At 71.4% G+C, this 20,753-nt stretch carries 16 protein-coding genes; 8 read left to right on the top strand and 8 right to left on the bottom strand.

The features are described 5' to 3' along the window. Positions 1 to 26: 26 nt before the first annotated feature. Positions 27 to 2,678: an ATP-binding protein gene (locus tag ACWGO0_RS26630; RefSeq protein ID WP_453540047.1), complete on the bottom strand. Its 2,652-nt coding sequence runs from the start codon at positions 2,676 to 2,678 to the stop codon at positions 27 to 29. A gap of 110 nt (positions 2,679 to 2,788) precedes the next feature. Here ACWGO0_RS26630 and ACWGO0_RS26625 point away from each other — a divergent pair, with 110 nt between their 5' ends. Beyond that, positions 2,789 to 3,274, top strand: a complete 486-nt coding sequence (locus tag ACWGO0_RS26625; protein ID WP_453540044.1) for a DUF309 domain-containing protein — start codon at positions 2,789 to 2,791, stop codon at positions 3,272 to 3,274. A gap of 77 nt (positions 3,275 to 3,351) precedes the next feature. Further along, positions 3,352 to 3,714, top strand: coding sequence for a hypothetical protein (locus tag ACWGO0_RS26620; protein ID WP_453540041.1), 363 nt, complete (start codon positions 3,352 to 3,354; stop codon positions 3,712 to 3,714). Between the two features lie 29 nt (positions 3,715 to 3,743). Here the strand turns inward: ACWGO0_RS26620 and ACWGO0_RS26615 are convergent, their stop codons facing one another. Next, positions 3,744 to 7,106: a BTAD domain-containing putative transcriptional regulator gene (locus tag ACWGO0_RS26615; protein ID WP_453540038.1), complete on the bottom strand. Its 3,363-nt coding sequence runs from the start codon at positions 7,104 to 7,106 to the stop codon at positions 3,744 to 3,746. Positions 7,107 to 7,281: 175 nt separating this feature from the next. On the opposite strand from ACWGO0_RS26615, the gene ACWGO0_RS26610 reads away from it, so the two are divergent. Beyond that, positions 7,282 to 8,043, top strand: coding sequence for an SDR family oxidoreductase (locus ACWGO0_RS26610; RefSeq protein ID WP_453540035.1), 762 nt, complete (start codon positions 7,282 to 7,284; stop codon positions 8,041 to 8,043). A 28-nt stretch (positions 8,044 to 8,071) separates the two neighbouring features. After that, the gene (locus ACWGO0_RS26605; protein ID WP_453540032.1) at positions 8,072 to 8,548 is read left to right on the top strand and encodes a nitroreductase/quinone reductase family protein; all 477 of its coding nucleotides are present in this window, start codon (positions 8,072 to 8,074) and stop codon (positions 8,546 to 8,548) included. 24 nt (positions 8,549 to 8,572) lie between these two features. Here ACWGO0_RS26605 and ACWGO0_RS26600 read toward each other — a convergent pair whose 3' ends face one another. Together ACWGO0_RS26600 and ACWGO0_RS26595 are read right to left on the bottom strand one after the other, a co-directional pair. Continuing rightward, complete coding sequence (locus tag ACWGO0_RS26600) at positions 8,573 to 9,109, bottom strand: GNAT family N-acetyltransferase (RefSeq protein ID WP_453540029.1); 537 nt, start codon at positions 9,107 to 9,109, stop codon at positions 8,573 to 8,575. 74 nt (positions 9,110 to 9,183) lie between these two features. Next, positions 9,184 to 9,915, bottom strand: coding sequence for an NAD(P)-dependent oxidoreductase (locus ACWGO0_RS26595; protein ID WP_453540026.1), 732 nt, complete (start codon positions 9,913 to 9,915; stop codon positions 9,184 to 9,186). Positions 9,916 to 10,078: 163 nt separating this feature from the next. On the opposite strand from ACWGO0_RS26595, the gene ACWGO0_RS26590 reads away from it, so the two are divergent. Further along, complete coding sequence (locus ACWGO0_RS26590; RefSeq protein ID WP_453540023.1) at positions 10,079 to 10,777, top strand: TetR/AcrR family transcriptional regulator; 699 nt, start codon at positions 10,079 to 10,081, stop codon at positions 10,775 to 10,777. A gap of 19 nt (positions 10,778 to 10,796) precedes the next feature. Here the strand turns inward: ACWGO0_RS26590 and ACWGO0_RS26585 are convergent, their stop codons facing one another. Genes ACWGO0_RS26585 through ACWGO0_RS26575 form a run of 3 tightly spaced genes read right to left on the bottom strand, consistent with a single transcriptional unit; the run spans position 10,797 to position 14,904 of the window. Continuing rightward, positions 10,797 to 12,056, bottom strand: coding sequence for an FAD-dependent oxidoreductase (locus ACWGO0_RS26585; protein ID WP_453540020.1), 1,260 nt, complete (start codon positions 12,054 to 12,056; stop codon positions 10,797 to 10,799). Further along, positions 12,053 to 13,474 (bottom strand): FAD-dependent oxidoreductase, encoded by a 1,422-nt coding sequence (locus ACWGO0_RS26580; RefSeq protein ID WP_453540018.1) that lies wholly within the window; start codon positions 13,472 to 13,474, stop codon positions 12,053 to 12,055. The genes ACWGO0_RS26585 and ACWGO0_RS26580 overlap by 4 nt, the downstream gene beginning before the upstream one ends. Continuing rightward, positions 13,471 to 14,904, bottom strand: coding sequence for an FGGY family carbohydrate kinase (locus ACWGO0_RS26575; protein ID WP_453540015.1), 1,434 nt, complete (start codon positions 14,902 to 14,904; stop codon positions 13,471 to 13,473). Before ACWGO0_RS26575 ends, ACWGO0_RS26580 begins: the two co-directional genes overlap by 4 nt. Before the next feature lie 373 nt (positions 14,905 to 15,277). Between ACWGO0_RS26575 and ACWGO0_RS26570 the strand changes: the two genes are divergently transcribed. Then, the gene (locus ACWGO0_RS26570; RefSeq protein ID WP_453540012.1) at positions 15,278 to 16,276 is read left to right on the top strand and encodes a hypothetical protein; all 999 of its coding nucleotides are present in this window, start codon (positions 15,278 to 15,280) and stop codon (positions 16,274 to 16,276) included. A gap of 62 nt (positions 16,277 to 16,338) precedes the next feature. After that, positions 16,339 to 17,868, top strand: coding sequence for an amino acid permease (locus ACWGO0_RS26565; RefSeq protein WP_453540009.1), 1,530 nt, complete (start codon positions 16,339 to 16,341; stop codon positions 17,866 to 17,868). Positions 17,869 to 17,914: 46 nt separating this feature from the next. Here the strand turns inward: ACWGO0_RS26565 and ACWGO0_RS26560 are convergent, their stop codons facing one another. Then, on the bottom strand, positions 17,915 to 18,688 hold the full coding sequence (locus tag ACWGO0_RS26560) for a sulfite exporter TauE/SafE family protein (protein WP_453540006.1): 774 nt from the start codon (positions 18,686 to 18,688) through the stop codon (positions 17,915 to 17,917). Between the two features lie 148 nt (positions 18,689 to 18,836). On the opposite strand from ACWGO0_RS26560, the gene ACWGO0_RS26555 reads away from it, so the two are divergent. Beyond that, positions 18,837 to 20,735 (top strand): DUF2264 domain-containing protein, encoded by a 1,899-nt coding sequence (locus ACWGO0_RS26555; protein ID WP_453540003.1) that lies wholly within the window; start codon positions 18,837 to 18,839, stop codon positions 20,733 to 20,735. The last annotated feature ends 18 nt before the right edge of the window (positions 20,736 to 20,753 follow it).

Below are 20,753 nucleotides of genomic sequence, written 5' to 3'. Positions count from 1 at the left end.
GTTGGCCGCGCATGGGAAACATTACCTCACTCCGAGGACCGCAATGACGCCCGTGCCTGCTGGGCGCGGGTCGCGAGACCCTCCGCTCCGCAGGCCGTGGCCATCTTCTGGGCTCTGGCCAGTTCCCGCGGGGAACGGATCGCGATCCCGTAGTCGTAGCGGGCCAGGGCGTGCTCGTACGTGGATGTCGCGGGGGCCGTCTCCAGATGGCGCACCGCCTCGGACAGCAGGTGGGTGGCCTCCTCCGGCGGTGCGAAGAGGGCGACGCAGCGCAGAGCCTCGCCGATCGCCGTGTCCGTTCCGAAGCGCTCGGCGTGGACGCGGGCCCTGGCGGCGAGTTGGGCGCCACGGACCGGGTCCTCGTCGGCCAGGGCGCGGGCCAGGTCGCAGGCCCAGGGTGCCCAGATGCCGTTGAAGCGTTCGCGGGCCTCCATCGCGGCGCCCGCGGCTTCGAGTTCGGCGATGGCATCCTTCGTACGGCCTTCGGCGAGCAGCAGCCGGCCTCGGACGCACGGGCCGTCCGGCAGGACCATGGCGCTGGGGTAGGGCGCACCGAAGTCGTACCGGTCGGCGACCAGCCGGGCCTCCGATATCCGGCCGCGGGCCAGCAACGTGTCGATGAGGAGGCAGGCCGCGTCCCAGTGGACGGGCAGTCCGCTGCCGACCCGGTCGGCGAGGCGCAGTCCCTCGCGCAGGAAGCCCTCCGCTTCGGCGAGGCGTCCGCGACGGCGGTGGACGAGGCCGAGGAGTGTGTGGGCGAAGGCGAGGTGCGCGCCGCTCCAGCCGGAGATCTCGAAGGCCCGCACGGCCTCCCCGAAGAGTTCCTCGGCCCGGTCGAGCTGGTCGGTGAAGGCGTAGGTGATGCCGACCATCGTAGGGAGTTCGAATCCCCACTCCGTGTCCGTCCAGCCGAGACCGCGGGCCGGATGTCCGTCGACGAGGGCGCGTTCGCAGAGGTCGACGACGAGTTGGGCGTTCTCGCCCCGGAGCATGGCGTCGAAGGCGCGCAGGATGAGCAGGGCCCGTTCGGCGTTGTCCCGGCCGGTCAGGTGGTCCGCGTTGCGGGAGAGCCGGCGCGAGCGGGCGGGCCCGTCGTCCTCGACCGCCTGCATGCCCTCCCAGAGGAAGTGCGCGGCCTGCAGTCGCATCAGACCGGGACCCGGGGCGGTGCGGGATGCCTCGGCGGCGAGTGAGACCGCCGCCTCCTTCAGCTGGTTGTTGTGGGCGAGCGCCGCCGCGAGCCGGAAGGTGGCGTCGATCCGCACGTCGTCGTCGAGGCCCGGCATGTCGAGGGCCGCGCGCAGATGCTGGACCGTGGTGGGCGGCGAGCTGAGCAGCGTGGCGCAGCCCAGTTCGTACAGCAGGGCCGCCTTGGCCTGCGGTCGCGGTGGTTCCTCCAGGGCCCGTTCGAGGCAGCGCCTGGCCGCTTCGGGGGCGCCGACCGCGAGGTGCTGGCCTGCGGCCTCTCGGAGTTGTGCGACCACTTCCTGGTCGTCGTCCGGGTGGACTTCGAGCAGGTGGCGGGAGGCCGCGGCGGCGCCGAGACCGGCCCGGGTGATGGCCCAGGCCGCCCTGCCGTGGAAGGCGGTACGCGTGGCCGGCGGGATCGAGCGGTACACGGCGGTGGCGATCAGCGGATGGACGAACTCCAGCGGGTCGAAGCCGCTGACGATACGGGCGTCGCGCAGCCGTGCGGTGCAGTCCGCGGCCTCCGCCGAGCTCATTCCGGCGAGGGTGGCGGCGACCTCCTGCGAGATGTCGGTGCCGAGGACGGCGGCGGCCCAGGCGAACCGGTTGGCGTTGGTGCCCAGGCGTTCGAGCCGGGCGACGAGCCCGCTGCCGCGCGCCGACGCGCCCAGCTCGCGCAGCATCCCGGCGGATTCCTCGACCGGCGGCAGTTCGCGGTCCTGCACCTTGGCGACGAGTTCGACGGCCTCGTACGGATTGCCGCCGGTGACGGCCCACACCTCGCGGCAGAAGGGGTCGTCGGCGTGCTCGCCGAGCCCCGCGCGGACGAGTTCGGCCGTGGCGTCCGGGGTGAGCGCGCGCAGGGCGACACGGACGAGGGCGTTGTGGCCCTCGGGCGCGGCGTGTACCGCGGTCAGCGCCGCGTTGCGTTCGGCGAGTTCCTGCGGGCGGTGGGCCTGGACGACGAGGACCGGCAGTTCACCGAGGCGTGCGGTGAACGAGGCGAGCCAGGCGAGGGATTCGCCGTCCGCCCAGTGGGCGTCGTCCACCATCAGCAGCAGCGGCCGGTGGCTGAGCCGCGAGGCGAGCCGGCCCACGACGTAGTCGAGGCCGTCCCGGACACCCTGCGGGTCGGGCTGCGGCCCTGTCGGTTCCGCGAGACCGAGTGCGGGGGCGGTGATCTCGTACCAGTCGCCGAACAGGGCCCGCGTCTCGTCCGGGGGGAACTGGTCCAGGGCGGGTTGCAGCAACTGGCGTACGACGTGGAACGGTACGGAGGTGACGGTCTCGCCGCCGCGTGCGGACCAGACGGTGCAGCGGCCGGAGGCGATCGAACTGACTTCCGCGAGCAGCGCGGTCTTGCCGATACCCGCCTCGCCGCTGAAGACCAGCAGTCCGCCGGATGCCTGGGCGCCGCACAGGGCGTCCACGGCTTGTGCGGCAGCGGCGAGTTCCGGTTCGCGCTCGTACAACGGCCGGGACGGCTTCATGCCTACCCTTCCCCAAAGTCTGGCAACGACGACTGCCGAGCCTAGTCGCGTGCGGTGCCCCGCGGACAGGGTTCGAAGAGTTCCTCGCAGGTGCGAGGCACAATCGGAGGGTGGACGAGACTCGCAGGGACCGTGATTCCGAAGGCCGGGCGCGCAGTGCACGCCCCCGGGACGGGCTTGGGCGCCCCCTGCCCTACGGGGCTCCGGGGGTGGAGCGGCAGCCCGAGGGAGTGGTGCGCACCCCCGAGGAGACGGTGCGCGAAGCGCAGCGGCTGCTGGACGCGGGCATGCCGTTCCACGCCCACGAGGTGTTCGAGGACGCGTGGAAGTCGGGCCCGGAGCGGGAGCGCGAACTGTGGCGCGGCCTGGCCCAGCTCGCCGTGGGCCTGACCCACTCCGCCCGGGGCAACGCGGCGGGCGGGGCACGGCTGTTGCGGCGCGGAGCGGTCGCGGTCTCCGGTTACCGGGATGCGCCTGTGCACGGCATCGGTATCGGCCCGCTGATCGCCTGGGCCGATGAGCTGGCCGACCGGGTGGAGGCGCAGAGCCCGAATCCGGTGGACGCGGCTGCCGAGGCACCTCGATTGCGGCCGTAGACCGGACGGCCGCAGGGGGCCGTCACCCCGGTGCCCCCTCGCCCGCCCGGCACTGCAAGCGATTACGATCCGGCGTCATGAGCACTTCTCACGGGGACCAGCACGAAGAGCAGGACCGGAGCACAGATACGGATACGGATACGGATACGGACGCGCCGATACCCGAGCCAGTCACTGACGAAGGCAGACTGACTCCTCGTCAGGCCCGCCGTCTGCGGATCGCCCTATCCTCCGTCGGCATGGCGGCCATGGCCTTGGTCCTCGCTCTACGCATCGCGAGCCGGTCCTCCGTCCTGGTCGTCGGCGTGTACGGGCTGGCGCTCATCCTCTGCGGAATTGTGATCGAACTCAGCAGAAACGGCCGCACCCGGCTCGCCAGCTGGCTCCTGGGAACGGGTCTCGCCGCCGCGGTGGGCGCGGACTGGCTGCTGATTCCCTGAGCGCCGCGCTGTCGAAGCGGGTGTCGCGGTTACGGCAGTTCCGCATCCCTCTCGAACGCGGCCTGGAAGTCGGCATCGCCCATGGCCTTCCGTACAGCGGTGGTGATGCGGCTGACGTCGCCGCGTTCGGCGAGGGGCAGGGGTGCTCCCACCGAGGCTCGGGACCGGGCGGCGGTGCCCAGCAGGCCGGCGGCGGCTTCGGGGCGACCCGCGAGCTGCCACACGCCCGCCAGCCCCTCCAGTGCCAGGGCGATCGCCCTGGGGTCGCCCGTGCTCCGGGCCGCGTTCAGGCCCTCCGTGTGCAGGTTCAGGGCCGCTTCGGCGTCACCCTGCTGCTCGGCGATGAAGCCGAGTTCGGCCAGGATCAGGGCGGTGCCGTTCTCCGCGTCGAACTGACGGTTCCACTCCAGCCAGGTACGCAGATACGCCTCGGCCACATCGAACCGGCCTTGCCTCCGCGCCCCGAGCGCGAGCCCTGTCTCGGCGAACTCCTGGGCCCGACGGTCCCCATGCTCGACGGCCACCCGTCGGCCGCGCTCGTGAAGCTCCTCGGCCCGTGCGTGATCACCGGCCAGCAGGGCGGTCCTGCCCAGTTCGGACCAGCGGGTGGACACCTCGGTCCACAAGCCCAGGGCCTCGGCAATGCCCAGAGCCTCGCGGTGCCCGGCCTCGGCGGCCCGGTAGTCGCCCTCGATCTCGGCCAGCCTGCCGAGCACTCCGGTGGCCTGGAGTTGCCCCCATCGGTCGCCGGTCTCACGGAACAGCGAGAGACTCGTCTCACCGTCGGACCGGGACGCCGCCAGATCCCCGCGTACGTAACGTTGCACGCCCCGCACACTCAGCGCCGCCGCGATGCCCCAGCGGTCCCCCGCCGTACGGAACTCGTCCAGCGAACGGCGTACGAGTTCCTCTCCGTCCTCCGCGGCGCCGAACAGCGTCGCGGCGTAGCCGAGGAACCAGCCTGCTCCCGCCCGGTCTCCGGGGTCGCGCATGTCCTCGTAGAGCCGCAGCGGGGAGTGGCCCTCTCCCCGGAGGCTGTTCCGGTCACCGCACAGCAAGGTCATTCCCGCGTGCCAGGCCGCGAGGACCGCGCGGTCCGAGCCTTTCTGTCCGCCCCCTGGATCCGCACCATGCAACTCCTCGGCGGCCAGTGCCTCGGCCATGGAGCGTCTCGCCTCCGTGAACCTGCCGCGCAGAAACCAGTACCAGGCCATGGCACGGACCAGCCGTCCGGCGAGCCGTGCGTCGCCGGCCCCGGCCGCGGTGTCGAGCGCCGCGCGGATGTTCGCCGACTCGGCGTCGAGCCGGCGCAGCCAGCGCTGCTGGTCGCCACCGCGCAGGTGGATGTCCGCCTTCTCGGCCAGTGCGGCGTAATAGGAGGCGTGGGCGCCTCGTAGCCGGTCGTACTCGGACGTGACCGCCCGGTCGTTCGGAGTGGCCCCGGTGGCGTGCGCGGTGCTGCCCGTGGCCGTCCGGAGCCGGTCGAGGCAGTACGCGGCCACCGACTCCAGAAGCCGGTAGCGGGGCCCGTCGGTCTGCTGAACGACGACCACCAGGGACCGGTCCACCAGCCGGGCCAGCAGGTCGACGACCTCGACGGGCTTCACCCCGTCCCCGGGGCAGAGAGCCTCGGCGGCCTCCAGGTCACAGCCGTCGGAGTGGATCGCGAGGCGCCGCAGCACCGCCCGCTCGGCTGCGGTCAGCAGCTCCCAACTCCAGTCGATCACCGCCCGCAGTGTCTGCTGGCGTGCCGGAGCGTCGCGCCTCCCGTCCGTCAGGAGCCCGAACCGGTCGTCGAGGCGCTCGGCGAGCCGGTCGGCGCCGAGGACCCTGACCCGCGTGGACGCCAGCTCCAGGGCGAGCGGTATCCCGTCCATGCGACGGCAGATCGTGGCCACGGCCTCGGCGTTGTCGTCGGACACAGCGAATCCGGGCGACGCGGCGGCGGCTCTTGCCGCGAAGAGCCGGACCGCGCTGGAACACAGCACGTCCGCCGATTCGGCTCCCGGCAGTGGTACGTCGAGGGGCGGCACCGGCCAGAGCAGCTCGCCCGAAACGCCCAGCGGCTCCCGGCTGGTGGCCAGGATGCGCACGCCCGGCGCAGCCCGTAACAGCAGGTGGGTCAGACCGGCCACCGTCTCGACGACGTGCTCGCAGTTGTCGAGCACCAGAAGAAGCCGACGGTCGCGCAGGGCATCGGCCAGCCGCTCCGCCAGGGGCAGCGCACCCGTGGCCGGCCGCGCGCCGGACCACGCGTCGTCCCGGATGCTCAGGGCGGCGGCCACCAACTCGGCAGGCCCTTCCGTCGTCCAGGCCGCACCCGATGACCCGGCCTGTCCCGGTTCGGCCTCCCCCGCCTTGGCGGAACGTGCCAGTCCGGAGAGTTCCACCAGCCACACGCCATCGGCGAAGGGCTCTGCCGACCCGCTCGCGACCTCCAGGGCAAGGCGTGTCTTGCCGACCCCGCCGGGTCCGGTCAGGGTCACGAGCCGCTCCGTCGCCAGCAGGGCCCTCACGTCGGCCACGGCCTGTGACCGCCCGATGAGCGGCGTGACCGGGGCAGGCAGGTTGGTGCGACGGGGGGCCGTGTCGTCACGCGGGCCGAGGCTCGCCGTACGCGTATCGGAGCCTGAGACCGGGGCGGCCCTCAGGGCAGCCGGGTCCTGGCGGAGGATCTCCTGGTGCAGTGCGACCAGTGCGGGACCCGGTTCGAGGCCGAGCTCCTCATCCAGCCGACGGCGCACGTCCTGATAGACGTCGAGGGCCTCGCCCGGCCGTCCGGCGCCGTACAGGGCTCGCATGTGGGCCTGGCGCAGCCGCTCCCGGAAGGGGTGGCGCTCCGACAATTCCTGTAGTTCTGCTGCCAGTTGACCGTGGTCTCCCAGCTCCAGCCGGGTTTCGGCGAACTCCTCCCAGACCAGCAGCCGTTGTTCCTCCAAGCGCGTCGCTGCGGCGCGTGCGAACGGCTCGTCCGCGAATCCCGCGAACGCCGGACCCCGCCACTGGGCGAGGGCCTGGGCGAACCTGGCGGCCCGCTCCCGGGGGTCCGCGGTACGACGGGCCTGGTCGGCCAGCGAGATGAAACGCTCCGCGTCCACCGCGTCGCCGGTCACCTTCAGGAGATAGCCCGGAGGGCGGTGCGCCACAAGTCCGCCTCCACCGGCGGCAGTCAGCGCCTTGCGCAGCCGGGACACGAGGGTCTGCAGCGCGCTCACGGGGCGGGCGGGCAGCCTGTCGCCCCAGAGGTCCTCGACCAGCCGGCCCGAGGACAGCACACGCCCAGGCTCCACCAGCAGGTCGGCCAGCATCAGCCGGACCTTCGCGTCCGGCACGGCCACAAGTTCACCGTTCGCGGTCCACACCGCCAACGGGCCCAGCACTCCGAAGCGCATCTGACCAGCCTATGGCGCACTGGCCTGTAGCGGGGCACCAGCCCCTGCCCCGCCGTACGCGCCTCCTGAAAGCGGCCGACAGCAGAGCGAAAGGGGACCGAATGCGCCATCCCGCAGGGTCTTGCTTGTAACAGCTCAGCAGCACCCATACCACTGCTACATACAGGGAGTCACGATGAGCAGGTTCGCGGGCAAGAAGACTGTTGTCACCGGCGGGACCCACGGCATCGGCCTGGCGATCGTCAAGGCGCTCCTGGCGGAGGGGGCCGAGGTCGTCCTGACGGGCCGCAACGAGAAGACCCTCGAAGAGGCACGGACCGAGCTGAAGGGCGAGAGCGCGCACGTCGTACGTTCCGACGCGGCGAGCATGGCCGACATCGCGGCCCTCGCCGAGTACGTCCGTACGGAACTCGGCGGTGTCGACCACCTCTTCATCAACCACGGCATCGCCGAGTTCGCCGAGTTGCACGAGGTCACCGAAGCGTCCTGGGACCGGCACTTCGATATCAACACCAAGGGCGCCTTCTTCACTGTCCAGGCCCTCGACCCGCTGCTCACCGACGGCGGATCGATGGTGTTCACCACGGTCGGCAACGACGTCGTCTTCCCCGGCCTGAGCGCCTACTCCGCGTCGAAGGAAGCGATGCGCGCGTTCGCCCATGTCCTGGCGGCCGAGCTGCTGCCCCGGAAGATCCGGGTCAACTCCGTCGCCCCGGGATTCATCAAGACGCCGACGATGGGTGTGGCCGGCCTGAGCGAGGAGGAGCGCCGGGAGTTCGAGCGGCAGGGAGACGAGTCGACCCCGCTCAAGCGCAACGGCACGGTCGAGGAGGTGGCCACCGCCGCCCTGTTCCTGGCCGCCGACGCGACCTTCACCACCAACGTGGAGCTCGCTGTCGACGGAGGCTTCGCCCAGGGCCTCGTCAGCACGCACTGAGACGACCAGGAGAGCCAGGAGGACCTTCATGTCCGTTCACGAGACCGGAAACTCGAACAAGCCCCCGGAAGCGGCCGACAGTCCGGATCCCTCGGTCGCGGAGCACGTACGCCGGTATCTCGCGACCGACGGCGCGAGCGGCTACCGGGAAGGAGGGATGACGAACCTCATCCTCACGCGCCGGGGCCGCACGACACGCAAGCTCTATCGGACCGGCCTCTTCTTCGGCGAGGACAACGGCCGCTACGTCCTCGTCGCCTCCGGCTCGGCCGTCACGCACACCCACCCGCAGTGGTATCTCAATCTGACAGCGAACCCGGAGGTGCATCTGCAGATCCGTGCCGAACGGTTCGCCGCACACGCCCGCACTGCCGAGGGCCAGGAACGGGAGCGGCTGTGGGCGCTGATGACCGGTCTCGCTCCTGTGTACCGCGACTACGAGGCACGGAGCCGCCGGACCATTCCGGTAGTGGTCCTCGATCGCGTCGCGCCGGGGCACACGTAGTTTCGCCGGTGAGGGTTGGCGGAGTCAGCCCTCACCGGCTTCGTCGTTCTCGGGATTCCCGTCGGGCGCAAGATCTCGCTGCCAGGTCTGGGCGACGAGGTCGTGTCCGAAGCTGTGATGGGGTTCTTCCGAGACGAGTGCGAAGCCCTGCTTCTGGTAGATCCTCCGCGCGGATCCGAGGACGTCGTTGGTCCACAGGGTGATCACCTGGTACCCGGCCTCCCGCGCGAACCCCACGCACTCCTCGACCAGCCGGGCCCCGAGGCCCAGGCCGCGCGCCGCCGGATCGACGAGCAGCAGCCGCAGCTTCGCGGTCCGGTCGTCCGCGCGTACGCAGAAGACGCAGCCGGCCCGCACACCGTCGACCTCCGCGATCCACGCCGCGTGCCGCCCGGGGCTGCTGTTCTCCTTGGCGTAGTCCGCGACGATCTGAGCCACGAGGGCTTCGAAACTGGTGTCCCAGCCGAACTCGCGGTCGTAGAACTCGCCGTGTGCCTGTACCACCCAGCCCAGGTCGCCGGGCTTCCCCAGCGGCCGAAGAGTCACTTCACGCTCCGCCATGACACTCTCCCTTCCCACCTGCTGAAAATGATCACTTCAGTAGGTTAGCCAGGTGACGTACCTGCATCAGCGGGTCATCCCACCGCCGCGTGCCTGCGCGCCGAGGGTGTCTGACAGCCGACGATGGCCGGAGCCTCGCGGACCAGATTGTCGTCGGTCAGCGCTTCCACCATGAACAGCGCGAAGTCGGTACGGCGTGTGAGGTTGTCGGCGAGGACCGGGTCGCCGACGTGCCGGGTCCAGACCGGCAGTCCTTGGCCCGCGCCCTCTTCGAGGTTGCTGCCGCGTACCACCGTCCAGCGCGTATCGCTCGCGAACACCCGGCGGCATGCCTCCACCTGGTCGTCGATGTCCCCCACCCGGAACAGTCGTGCCAGTGGGCCGAAGATCTTGAGGAACGCGCGGAGCTTCAGCGAGTAGACGTCCTTGCCGTCCCGCGTGATGTGCCACCCGCACGAGAACACCAGCCGCGCCCCCGCCGGTGCGTGGTCCAGCACCGCCTGGGCCGTGCCGGTCGAGTAGCCGTGGACGCCCCACGGGGCCAGGACCGTCAGCACTCCGTCGCACCCGGCGACCGCGCGTGCGATGACCTCCCGGTCGTCCGTCGCTCCCGGGACGACGGTGATGCGGTCCGCGAAGTCCGCCAGTTTGCCGACGCTCTGCTCACGGCACACACCCACGACCTCGTACCCCCGGTCCAGGGCGTGCTGAACCATGTACCGGCCGAGTTTGCCCGAAGCCCCGACGATGCAGATCTTCGAACGCCCCTGGCCGTCGGCCTTCTCCTGTGCCTGTCGCGTGTCCACGCGTGCCCCCTTTCAGCCGGCTGCCGGATGATCCGGCAGGCCGACACCACTGCCCTTCACCCCCTTACACCCGTAAGGGAGTGCTGTGAGCCATTATCCTTACGGTTGTAAGGCCGTCAAGCGCAAGAGGCGGCGAGAACGTCGGAGACTCCGGAGACAACAGGTGACATCGACCCCGAAGCCAGATCAGAGGCCCCGTCGTTCCCTGAGCAAGGAACTCGTCTTCGAGGCCGCCGTGCGCGTGGCCGACGAGCGCGGGGTCGCCTCGGTGAGCATGCGGAAGGTGGCGGAGCAGCTCGGGGTGGAGGCGATGTCGCTGTACCACCACGTGGCCAACAAGGACGAGATCCTGGACGGGATCGTCAACCTGGTCTTCGACGAGATCGAGCTGCCGCACGACGCGCCCGACTGGAAGACCGCCATGCGCAGGCGCGCGGTCTCGGCGCGGACGGTGCTCTCGCGTCACACCTGGGCCCTGGGGCTGCTGGAATCCCGGCGCAACCCCGGGCCGGCGACCCTGCGGCACCACGACTGGGTGATCGGGTGCCTGCGCGGGGCGGGGTTCTCGATCGGGTCGGCCGCCCAGGCGTTCTCAACCCTCGACAGTTACGTCTACGGGTTCGTCCTCCAGGAGTCGAGCCTGCCGTTCGACACGTCCCAGGATCTGGAGGACGTGGCGGACGGCATCATGGAGCAGCTGCCCGCCGAGGAGTATCCCCATCTCACCGAGATGATCACCGATCATGCCCTGCGGCCGGGCTACGCCTACGCGAACGAGTTCGCGCCCGGGCTGGATCTGATCCTCGACGGCCTGGAGCTGCTCCTCGCCGCGCCGAGTACGGGGCGGGACCAGGTCTTTTAGGGCCGGGTCCAAGGCCCGTTCACAGAGCGGTGATCCGTACGGGCGAGCCGTGCGGGGCCACGCGCGCCAGCCACCCGGCGCCCAGATGGATCGGACGGCCCGGCAGCGCGGGCAACAGCAGTCGCTGCCGGTGGAGTTCTCGCCCGTCCTGGCTGACGACGAGGTGCGGGCGGGGCAGCCGCAGCCCCGTGCGCAGGACGAACCGGCCGTCGAGGGGGAGGTCCGCGTCCGGGGTGATCCGGTTCGGTGCGACCCAGAGGAGCGGGGAGTCGACCTCCAGGGGGACCAGGCGGTCGGCGGGCCGGTCGTGGCCCGCCAGGAAGCGCAGGACGGGAACAGCGGCGGCCCGGCCCTCGGCCGCCGCGACGCCCGCGCGCTCCGCGGGGTGCAGGAGGTTGCCGACGGCGAACACTCCGTGCCGCGACGTGCGGTAACCCGTGTCGTACGCGGGTCCTCGGGTACCCGCGTCGAGCAAGAGCCCGCCGCGCCTGGCCAGTTCGTGTTCGGGGACGAAGTCACCGGTGAAGACGACGGTGTCGCAGGGAAGAGACGTGGTGCGGCCGTCGTCGTGGCGCAGCTCCACGCCGGAGATCCGGGCCCGGCCGGTGAGGCCGGTGACGGTCGCGCCGGTGAGCAGCGGGAAACCGGCCATTGCGCGTACGAGGGCGGGCAGCGGGGACGCGGGCTGGTCGGTCACCATGGCGACGACCTCCAGCCCGGCGAGGCGCAGGGTGTCCACGGCGGCGTGGCCGACGGGTTCGTTGCCGATGACGACCGCGCGGGCGCCGATCCGCTGTCCGTGGACGTGGACGGCCCGCTGGAGTTCGCCGGTGGTGTAGACACCGGGTGCCCGGCTGCCGGGGACCAGGCGGGCGCTGCGTGGGCGCTCGCGGGCGCCCGTGGCGAGGACGACGGCGCGTGCGGTGATCCGTTCGAGTCCGGTGGGTCCTGTGGTCTCGACGGTGCGCGGCCCGTCCCAGCCGGTGACGGAGACTCCGGTACGGAGGGTGGCTCCGGCTCCGAGGGCCGCCGCCACACACCCTTGGGCGAATGCGGGGCCGCTCATTGCGCCCCTCAGCTCTGTTCCCGGGGCTCTTCTCGTATCGCGTACGCCGAATCCGCCGTGGAGGCAGTGGCGCGGGGCTCCGCCCGCGTCCTGTTCTCGCTCCAGGACCTCGACGTGACCGGCGCCCGAAGCGGCCAGTTCGGCGGCGGCTCCGAGCCCTGCAGGTCCGCCGCCGACGACGAGTACGTCCACGGACCGTTCGAGCCGGGTCACGGCCGGGCCTCCTCGTACAGTGCGCGGACGGCGGCCCCGCAGGTGAATCCCTGGCAGCGTCCGCCCCCTGCTCGGGTGCGGCGCCGGAGGCCGTCAGGGGAGCCCGGCGGGATCGTGGAGCGCAGGGCGTCGCGGATCTCGCCGAGGGTGACCTGTTCGCAGTGGCAGACGAGTGTGCCGTACGCGGGGTCCTCGGCGATCAGGTCGGCCCGCCGGTAGGGGCGGGGGAAGGCTTCGCCCACGTTCGGCATGGTGACGGGCGGGAGCTCGCGCGGCGCGCCGAGTTCGAGGCCGGTCCCGGCGAGGAGTCCGGTGACGTGTGCGCCGATCGCCATGGACGCGGTGAGTCCGGTGGACCGGATTCCGCCGACGGCGACGTACCGCAGGGCGGGGTGGTCCTGGATGCGGTAGTCCTCGCGTCCGGTGGCGGCACGAAGTCCGGCGTACACGGCGGTGATCTCCTCGTCGAGCAGGGCGGGCAGGATCTGCCGGCCCTTCTTTCGGAGGAAGTCGATGCCGTCCGCTGTGGAATCGGTGGCGCTCTTGTCGTCGGTCTCCTCGGAGGTCGGGCCGAGCAGCACATTGCCGAAGACGGTCGGCGCCACCAGGACCCCCTTCCCGGCGGCGGTGGGGACCGGGAGAAGGATGTGGCGGACCAGTTCGCGGGCGAGTTTGTCGAAGACGATGAGCTGGCCCCGGCGCGGGGTCACGGTGAAGGTGTCGTGGCCGAAGTGCCGGTCGATCTCGTCGGCGTACAGTCCGGCCGCGTTGACCAGGTACCGGGTGCGCAGGGTGCCTCGGGACGTGGTGAGCAGGTGGCTGCCGCGGTCGTCGGCGATGTGCCGCACACGGCAGTTGAGGTGGAGGTGCACGCCTGCCCGGACGGCCTGGGTGGCGTAGGCGAGCGGTGTCGACCAGGGGCAGATGATGCTCTCGTCGGGGATCTCCAGCGCCCCGAGCGCGCCCGGACCGAGGCGCGGTTCGCGTACCGCCAGCTCTCCGGGGCCGAGCATGCGGGCCGCGTGGTAGCCGTTGCGCTCGGCCTTGGCCAACAGCTGCGGCAACACGGCCAGTTGCTCTTCGTCCCAGGCGACGAGGAGGGCGCCGACCCGCTCGACGGGGATGCCGGTCTCCGCCGCGTACGCGGCCAGCATGTGCCGGCCTTCGCGGACCAGGCGGGCTTCCAGCGAGTCCGGGACGGCGTCGAAACCGGTGTGCAGGATGGCGGTGTTGGCCTTCGACGTGCCGTTGCCGATGTCGTGGGATGCCTCGACGAGCGCGGTACGCAGGTGGTAGCGGGCCAGTTCGCGGGCGATGGCCGCGCCGACCACTCCGGCCCCGATGACCGTGACGTCGTACGTGTCGTCGGCCGCGCCCGACCCGGTCAGCTCTCCGGCCCGGGTGATCGTGACCGTCATGTGCGCTCCAGCAGGGTGTCCACCGCCGTGCGGAAGCGGGCGCGGCGTGCCGCCGCCTCGTCCGCCCCGATCCGGGGTTCGTACCGGGCCGAGGGTTCCCATGCGGGCAGGGCATCCCTGACCGCCAGGTGCGGGTCGAGGCCGAGGCGGGCGACGGCGCCGGCCCCGAGCGCCGTGGCGTCCGGCCGGGCGGACACTTCCACGGGGCGTTGCAGCAGGTCTGCCTGGGTCTGCATGAGCAGTGCCGAGCGGGTCAGACCGCCGTCCACGCGCAGCACCGACAGGGGCGAGCCGAGGTCGGTGGCGGCGGCGTCGGCGAGTTCGACGACCTGGGCGGCGATGCCCTCGCACAGGGCGCGCACCAGGTGGCCCGCGGTGGTGTCCAGGCCGAGGCCGGTCACCGAGCCGCGCAGGTCACCGCGCCACCAGGGGGCGGCGAGGCCGGCGAGCGCGGGAACGAAGGTGACACCACCGGCGTCGGGGACGGAAAGGCCGACCGGGTCGAGGTCGGCCGCACCGGTGATCACTCCGAGTTCGGTGAGCCAGCGCGCGGCCGACGCGGCGGTGTAGACCTGCCCGTCGAGGCAGTAGCTCGTGCGTCCGGCGAGCCGCCAGGCGACGCAGCTGACGAGTCCGGACGAGCCGCGGCGCGGCTCGGCACCGGTCTGGGCGAGGAGGAAGGCCCCTGTGCCGTAGGTGCATTTGGCGGTGCCCGGGTCCAGTGCGTGCTGGGCGAGGAGGGCGGCCTGCTGGTCGACGAGAAGGCCGGTGAGCGGGATGTCCGCGCCGAACGCGGTCGTGGTTCCGACCTGCCCGTCGGCGTCGACGACGGCCGGGAGCGATTCCCCGGTCAGGCCGAATATCTCCAGCGCGGCGGGCGACCACTCGACCTGGTCCAGGTCGAGGAGCTGGGTGCGCCCGGCGGTGGACGCGTCCGTGACGAAGGCTCCCGTCAGCTGGTGGACGAGCCAGGAGTCGCTGGTGGTGACGACCCCTTCGCGGGTCAGTTCGCGCCGTATCCAGGCCATCTTGGGAGCGGCGAAGTACGGGTCGAGGGGCAGACCGGTGAGGTGCCGCAACTCGTCTGCCTGCGGGGCGAGTTCGTCGCAGAGTGCCTGCGCACGGCGGTCCTGCCAGACGATCGCGTCGGTGAGCGGGCGGCCGGTGGCGGGGTCCCAGGCGAGGACGGTTTCGCCCTGATTGGCGAGGCCCACCGCGTGGACGGGTTCGGCAGCCTCGTACAGTGCCTGTCGACCGGCGTCGAGGACAGAGCCGAGCAGTTCGGCGGGGTCGGCCTCGACCACTCCCCCGGTTCCGTTGCGCGGCCGGACGGGAGCCGAACCGGAACCGATCACGCCACGCTCCGGGCAGATCACCAGCGCCTTGGTCCCGGAGGTTCCCTGGTCGACGGCGAGCACCGGGCCTGTCATCACCACTCCAGACCACTCCAGTCGTACGGAATCCGCCGCAATCGTGATCACTGGCCGTCCGCACACAGAATTGTGCAGACCACGGCCCACGTCAACCCTTGCCAGGAACACCGGTGATCTCGGACAACTTCCCTGAGCAGTAGGTGACTTGAGCGCCCAACCCCCTAGGATCCGGGAGTCCGCACGGCGCACGCCACGGCAGGTTCCACGCTCCGTGCCGAGCAACAAGCGGACGTCACCGGGCAGTTCGCTGTCCGGTGCCAGGCCGACCCCCCACGCGCTTGAGGATCCATGACGACCAGATCATGCCCCTTACCCCGATGCCCGGCGCATCGCCTCGCCCCGTCAGGTCGTACCGGGGCGGGGCGAGCAGATGCCCCCCAGTGACTTCCGGCCGGTCTATCACCCCGCCGGTCACGACCACGCTCTGCGCGGCGCGTTACAGGAACTGCGGACCGGCCGCTGGCTCTCCATGCGCGATCTGCTGGAGAGCACGCCCGGCTGGGGCCTGTGGACCCAGCGGACGCAGGTACTCGCGACCGTGGCCGCAGGCTCCGATGCCGTCGATGCCTGGCAGGCCGAGGAGCCACGGAGTGTCGCCGCAGCCGTCATGCACGCCCGCGTCGTCGTCGAGCGGGCGGTACGCGCCCACCGCGAAGGCCACTCCCGGGCAGGGGAGTTGTGGCAGGAGGCGTGGGAGGGCTGCCGGTCCGCCGCGCACGCCGCTCCCCCGGACCCGGTGCCGTGGATCTGTCTGCTGGCCCTCTCGCAGCTCGACGAGCGGCAGCGGCTGGAGGAACACCGGCTGCCGCCACCCGGGCCGATGCTCTTTCCCGGCCCCTGGGGCCTGCTCGCGGAGGCGGACAGGCGTGATCCGCACAACCGTGAGGCGTACCACCGGATGCTCCAGTTCGTGTACGCGCGCAGGGCCTGCGGAAGCCTGTCGGAGGCCGTCGACTTCGCGCAGTGGGCCGCCTCGTCGGCTCCCGACGGGTCCGCGCTCCACGTACTTCCGCTGTACGTGAGGGTGGAGCGCTACCGCCGCGAGCGCGGCCACGAGAAGGCGCTGGATCTCCACTGGGTCACCGAGGACGGCGAACGGGACGCCCGGCGGGCGCTGCATCTCTGGTTCCGTCGCACGGATCCGGCCGCCCGGTCGCTCCTGGACCTCAACCACCTGGCCCACGCTCTGTGGGGCTCGCTCCGATTCACCGACGCCGCACCGGTGTTCCATGCCCTCGGCCCGTACTACACCTCGGTTCCCTGGGCCTTCCGCACGCGGGACGCGGCAGGAGCCGAGGAGGTGTTCCTGCGGGCCCGCGGCAGGTGTCTCACCGCCGCGCACGATACCGATCGCGGCGGACACGGCTGATCCCGCAGGCGGTCATCCGCTTTCGTTCCGTCCCAACCCCCCCACACCCGGAGGATCTCTCCATGTCCATACCCGCCCCCACCCGGCCGAGCTCACAGGCGGAACCCCCCAAGGACGAGGAACAGCGGCTGCGCGAGCTGGGCTACCAGCCGGTGCTGGCCCGTCGTATGGGCGGCTTCGGCAACTTCGCGATCAGCTTCTCCGTCATCTCGATCCTGTCAGGCTGCATGACCCTGTACGGCTTCGGCATGTCCGCCGGCGGCCCGTCGGTGATGCTCTGGGGCTGGGCCGGTGTCGGCCTGTTCGTGCTCTGTGTGGGCATGGCCCTGGCCGAGGTCACCAGCGCCTACCCGACGTCGGGGGCGCTGTACTACATGGCCGACCGGCTAGGCGGCCGCAAGTGGGGCTGGTACACCGGCTGGCTGAACCTGCTCGGGCTGCTGGGCGCGATCGCCGGAATCGACTACGGCGCGGCGCTGTTCACGGGAGCGCTGCTCAATCTCCAGTGGGGCTTCGACCCGACACCCGGCTCCACGATGGTCATCTTCCTCTGCATCCTGCTGCTCCACGCCGTGCTGAACCTGTTCGGCGTGCGACTCGTCAGCGTGCTGAACTCGATCAGCGTGTGGTGGCATCTGGGGGGTGTCGCGGTGATCGTGAGCGTGCTGGCGATCGTGCCGTCCGACCACCAGTCGCCCTCGTTCGTCTTCACCGAGTTCGTCAATGGCACCGGCTGGGAGAACCCGCTGTACGTGGCGGCGATCGGCCTGCTGCTTGCCCAGTACACGTTCAGCGGCTACGACGCCTCCGCCCATCTCTCCGAGGAGACGTCCAACGCGTCCGTCTCCGCCGCCAAGGGCATCGTCCGGGCGATCTGGGTGTCCTGGGTGGCCGGCTTCGTCCTGCTCGCCGGCCTGACCTTCGCCATCCAGGACTACGCGGGCGCCCAGAACAGCGCGACGGGGGTGCCGCCCGCGCAGATCCTGATCGACGCGCTGGGCACGGCGGGCGCCACGGCCATGCTGCTCATCGTGATCGCGGCCCAGCTGTTCTGCGGCAACGCCGAGGTCGCCGCCGCCAGCCGGATGGTGTTCGCCTTCAGCCGTGACAACGCGCTGCCCGGCTCGTCCCTGTGGCGCAAGGTCAGCGCGCGCACCCAGACGCCCGTTCCCGCCGTGTGGCTGTCCGTCTGCGTCGCCGCTCTCCTCGCCCTCCCTTCGCTGTACTCCGCGACCGCGTACGGGGCGGTGACGGCGATCAACGTCATCGGCATCACGCCCGCCTATGCCATCCCCATCTATCTGAAGCTGCGGGCCGGGGACCGCTTCGAGCGCGGTCCGTGGCATCTGGGCCGCTGGTCCAAGCCGATCGGCTGGATCGCCGTGGTCTGGGTGGGCATCGTGACCGTGCTGTTCCTGCTGCCGCAGTCTGCGCCGGTGACGTTGGAGTCGATGAACTACGCGTCCATCGCCCTCGTCGCCGTGCTGGTCCTGGCCACCGCGTGGTGGTTCGTCGCCCGTCGTTCGTACGGGACCCCGAAGGCGTACGGAAACGCCCGCGAGCAGGCGGAGATCGCCGAGAGCATCGTCTGATCCACGGACGGGTCATGTCCGGGCGGGCTCCTTCGGCGCAGGTGTATCAGCGCAGCAGCAGTTGGAGCCCGCCCAGCACGGTGGCGCCGAGGACGAGCCGCTCGAAGAGCTTCTGATTGATCCGGTCCACGCACTTGCGGCCGACGTAGGCACCGGGGACGACGAAGAGCACCATGCAGGCGTCCAGCAGCAACGAGGGCCCGTCGATGAGACCGAGGCCCACACTGAACGGCACCTTGGACACGTTGACGATCAGGAAGAACCAGGCGGACGTGCCCAGGAATCCGAGCTTCCGGAATCCGGCGGAGAGCAGGTAGAGGGACATGACCGGGCCGCCGGCGTTGGCGACCATGGTCGTGAATCCGCCGAGCGCACCATAGCTGCGGGCCTTGATCCGCGCGGTGCGCGAAGGGCCCGCGGTTCCCTCGTCCTCCGGCGCGTTCGTGCCGCTGTCGGCGGCGCGCCTGCGCAGGATGGTGACGGCCGACATGAGCAGGAGGATCGCGCCGATCGAGGTGCGTACCGCCTCGTCGTCCGCCCACATCAGGAAGAGGGTGCCCGCCACGACGCCCACGGCGACTGCGGGGAACAGCCGCAGCAGCGTCGGCCAGTGGGCATGGCGGCGGTAGACGTATACGGCGAGGATGTCGCCGGCGATCAGGATCGGGAGCAGCACTCCGGTCGATTCGCGGGCCGGGAGTACGGCCGCGAAGACCGCGAGGCTGATCGTGTTGGCCCCGCTGACGGCCGTCTTGGAGAAGCCGACGAGGGCGGATGCCGCCGCGAGCGCGGCCAGTTGCCAGAGTGTGAGCGTGTCCATGCCGGTTCAGATAGTAGACACCACCCCGCTCGGGGCCACGGGTGCCCTTTGAGCGAATGACCGTTTCGATCTTCATCTGATCGATCTCTTGACCCTCACCGATCAGTCGATCAGGATTCTGGTGTCCCGAGAAAGGCTGCGCCCTCGTATGACCCTTCCTTTGTCCCTTCCGTTCGCGCTCCCCGCCGAAGACCGTGAATCGAGCCCGTACACCGGTTACACCCGGGCGCACTGGGAGGCCGCCGCCGACGGGCTGCTCGACGCGGCCTGGCGATGGGCCACCCCCGGACGCGCCCTGCTCGACCTCCCGGGCCGGCCGTCCGCATCCGGTGTCCGCTCCGACGGTCTTGAGGGGTACGCCCGCACGTTCCTCGCCGCCGCCTTCCGGGTCGCGGGCGCGGAAGGCAAGGATCCCCACGGCTGGCTCGACCGGTACGCGGACGGGCTCGCGGCGGGGACGCGGACGCCGGGCCGCGAGGACACCGAATCCTGGCCGCTGATCCTGGACCACCATGTGCAGGGTCAGCCGATGGTCGAATCGGCGTCCGTCGCGATCGGGCTGCGGCTGACCAGGCCCTGGCTCTGGGACCGGCTGGACGCCGGGGTGCAGGACCGTGCCGAGGAATGGCTGCGCGGGGCGCTGCGCCACCTGCCGTCCCCCAACAACTGGTACCTGTTCCCGTACTCCGTCGCCGGGTTCCTGGAGTCGGTCGGCCGCGGTGACGCGGAGACGGCCCGCGCGCTGGACCGGGCGCACGAACTGATGGAGGGCTGGTACCGCGGCGACGGCTGGTACGCCGACGGCGACGGACGCGCCTTCGACCACTACAACGGCTGGGCCCTGCACCTGTATCCGATGCTGCACGTGCATCTGACGGGCGACGGGGAGCTGTCCGCGCACTACGGCGACCGGCTGCGCGAGCATCTCGACGGCCTGTCGCTCCTGTTCGGCTCGGACGGGGCGCCGATCCACTTCGGCCGCTCTCTCTCGTACCGCTTCGCGGCCGGTTCCGCCGTCGCGCTCGGTGCCCTCACCGGGCACACCCCGCTCTCCCCCGGTGCCTCGCGCCGGCTGATCAGCGGGTCGCTGCGCTACTTCCTGGACCGGGGCGCGGTGGACCGGGACGGACTGCTGACCCTCGGCTGGCACGGGCCGCACGAGGCGACACTGCAGAACTACTCGGGGCCCGCGTCGCCGTACTGGGCGTCCAAGAGCTTCGTTTCGCTGCTCGCCCCGGCTCGTCATCCGCTGTGGACGGCGACCGAGGAACCGGCGCCGAGCGAGGGTCCCGACCGCGTGCTGGCGCTGCCTGCTCCGGGGTTCCTCGTGCAGTCCACCCGGGCCGACGGCATCGTGCGGCTGCACAACCACGGAAGCGACCATGTCAGGCCGCAGGAGGGCGAGTCGGCGGCGGAGGAGGACCCGCTCTACAGCCGCCAGTCGTACTCGACCGTCACCGGCCCCACGGCCGGGGGCAACCAGGCGGACAACCATCTGGCCGTGGTCGTCGCGGGTCTGCGCAGCCATCGGCGCCGCATCCGCCCGCTGGGTGCGGGCGGGGGCGACGGCTGGGGGTGGGCCGCGTCCTGGCACCTGCCCGTGTTCGGCGGCGGTGCACCGATGGTGCCGGGTATGCGGGTCGAGTCCGTCACCGTGGTGCGTGGCCGTTACGAGCTCCGGGCCCACCGCGCCCTCGGTGTCCCGGCCGGATCAAGGGTCGAGCAGACGGGCTGGGCCACCGGCCGCGACGACGCGCTGACGTCCTCGTTGCACGGCCTGCACGGCTGGGAGACGCACGAGGAGGTACGGGCTCCGCAGGGCACGGCGTACACGAACTGGGCGGTGCTGCCACGGCTGGCGGCGGACGCGGAGGGCAGGGTGATCCTGCTGTCGCTCGCCTCGCTCACCGGGCAGAGCGACGCGGCACCGCTGGCGGGGGTGGTGAGCGGGGTGCGCGTCGACGGCGGCCGGATCGAGGTCGACTGGGCGGACGACGGGGCCACGACCCGTATCGACTTCGAACCGCTGACGGTCACGCACGGCTGAGCCGAAGGGCAGACCCTG

Source organism: Streptomyces sp. NPDC055749, assembly GCF_053617235.1.
Note: the sequence above shows the minus strand (reverse complement) of the source record. Positions and strands in the feature narration are given on the sequence as shown.

Coding starts and splice junctions, on each gene's coding strand:
- ACWGO0_RS26630 (WP_453540047.1), bottom strand. CDS start 2,678: ATGAAGCCGTCCCGGCCGTTGTACGAGCGCGAACCGGAACTCGCCGCT.
- ACWGO0_RS26620 (WP_453540041.1), top strand. CDS start 3,352: ATGAGCACTTCTCACGGGGACCAGCACGAAGAGCAGGACCGGAGCACA.
- ACWGO0_RS26615 (WP_453540038.1), bottom strand. CDS start 7,106: ATGCGCTTCGGAGTGCTGGGCCCGTTGGCGGTGTGGACCGCGAACGGT.
- ACWGO0_RS26610 (WP_453540035.1), top strand. CDS start 7,282: ATGAGCAGGTTCGCGGGCAAGAAGACTGTTGTCACCGGCGGGACCCAC.
- ACWGO0_RS26605 (WP_453540032.1), top strand. CDS start 8,072: ATGTCCGTTCACGAGACCGGAAACTCGAACAAGCCCCCGGAAGCGGCC.
- ACWGO0_RS26600 (WP_453540029.1), bottom strand. CDS start 9,109: ATGGCGGAGCGTGAAGTGACTCTTCGGCCGCTGGGGAAGCCCGGCGAC.
- ACWGO0_RS26580 (WP_453540018.1), bottom strand. CDS start 13,474: ATGACGGTCACGATCACCCGGGCCGGAGAGCTGACCGGGTCGGGCGCG.
- ACWGO0_RS26575 (WP_453540015.1), bottom strand. CDS start 14,904: ATGACAGGCCCGGTGCTCGCCGTCGACCAGGGAACCTCCGGGACCAAG.
- ACWGO0_RS26570 (WP_453540012.1), top strand. CDS start 15,278: ATGCCCCCCAGTGACTTCCGGCCGGTCTATCACCCCGCCGGTCACGAC.
- ACWGO0_RS26565 (WP_453540009.1), top strand. CDS start 16,339: ATGTCCATACCCGCCCCCACCCGGCCGAGCTCACAGGCGGAACCCCCC.
- ACWGO0_RS26560 (WP_453540006.1), bottom strand. CDS start 18,688: ATGGACACGCTCACACTCTGGCAACTGGCCGCGCTCGCGGCGGCATCC.
- ACWGO0_RS26555 (WP_453540003.1), top strand. CDS start 18,837: ATGACCCTTCCTTTGTCCCTTCCGTTCGCGCTCCCCGCCGAAGACCGT.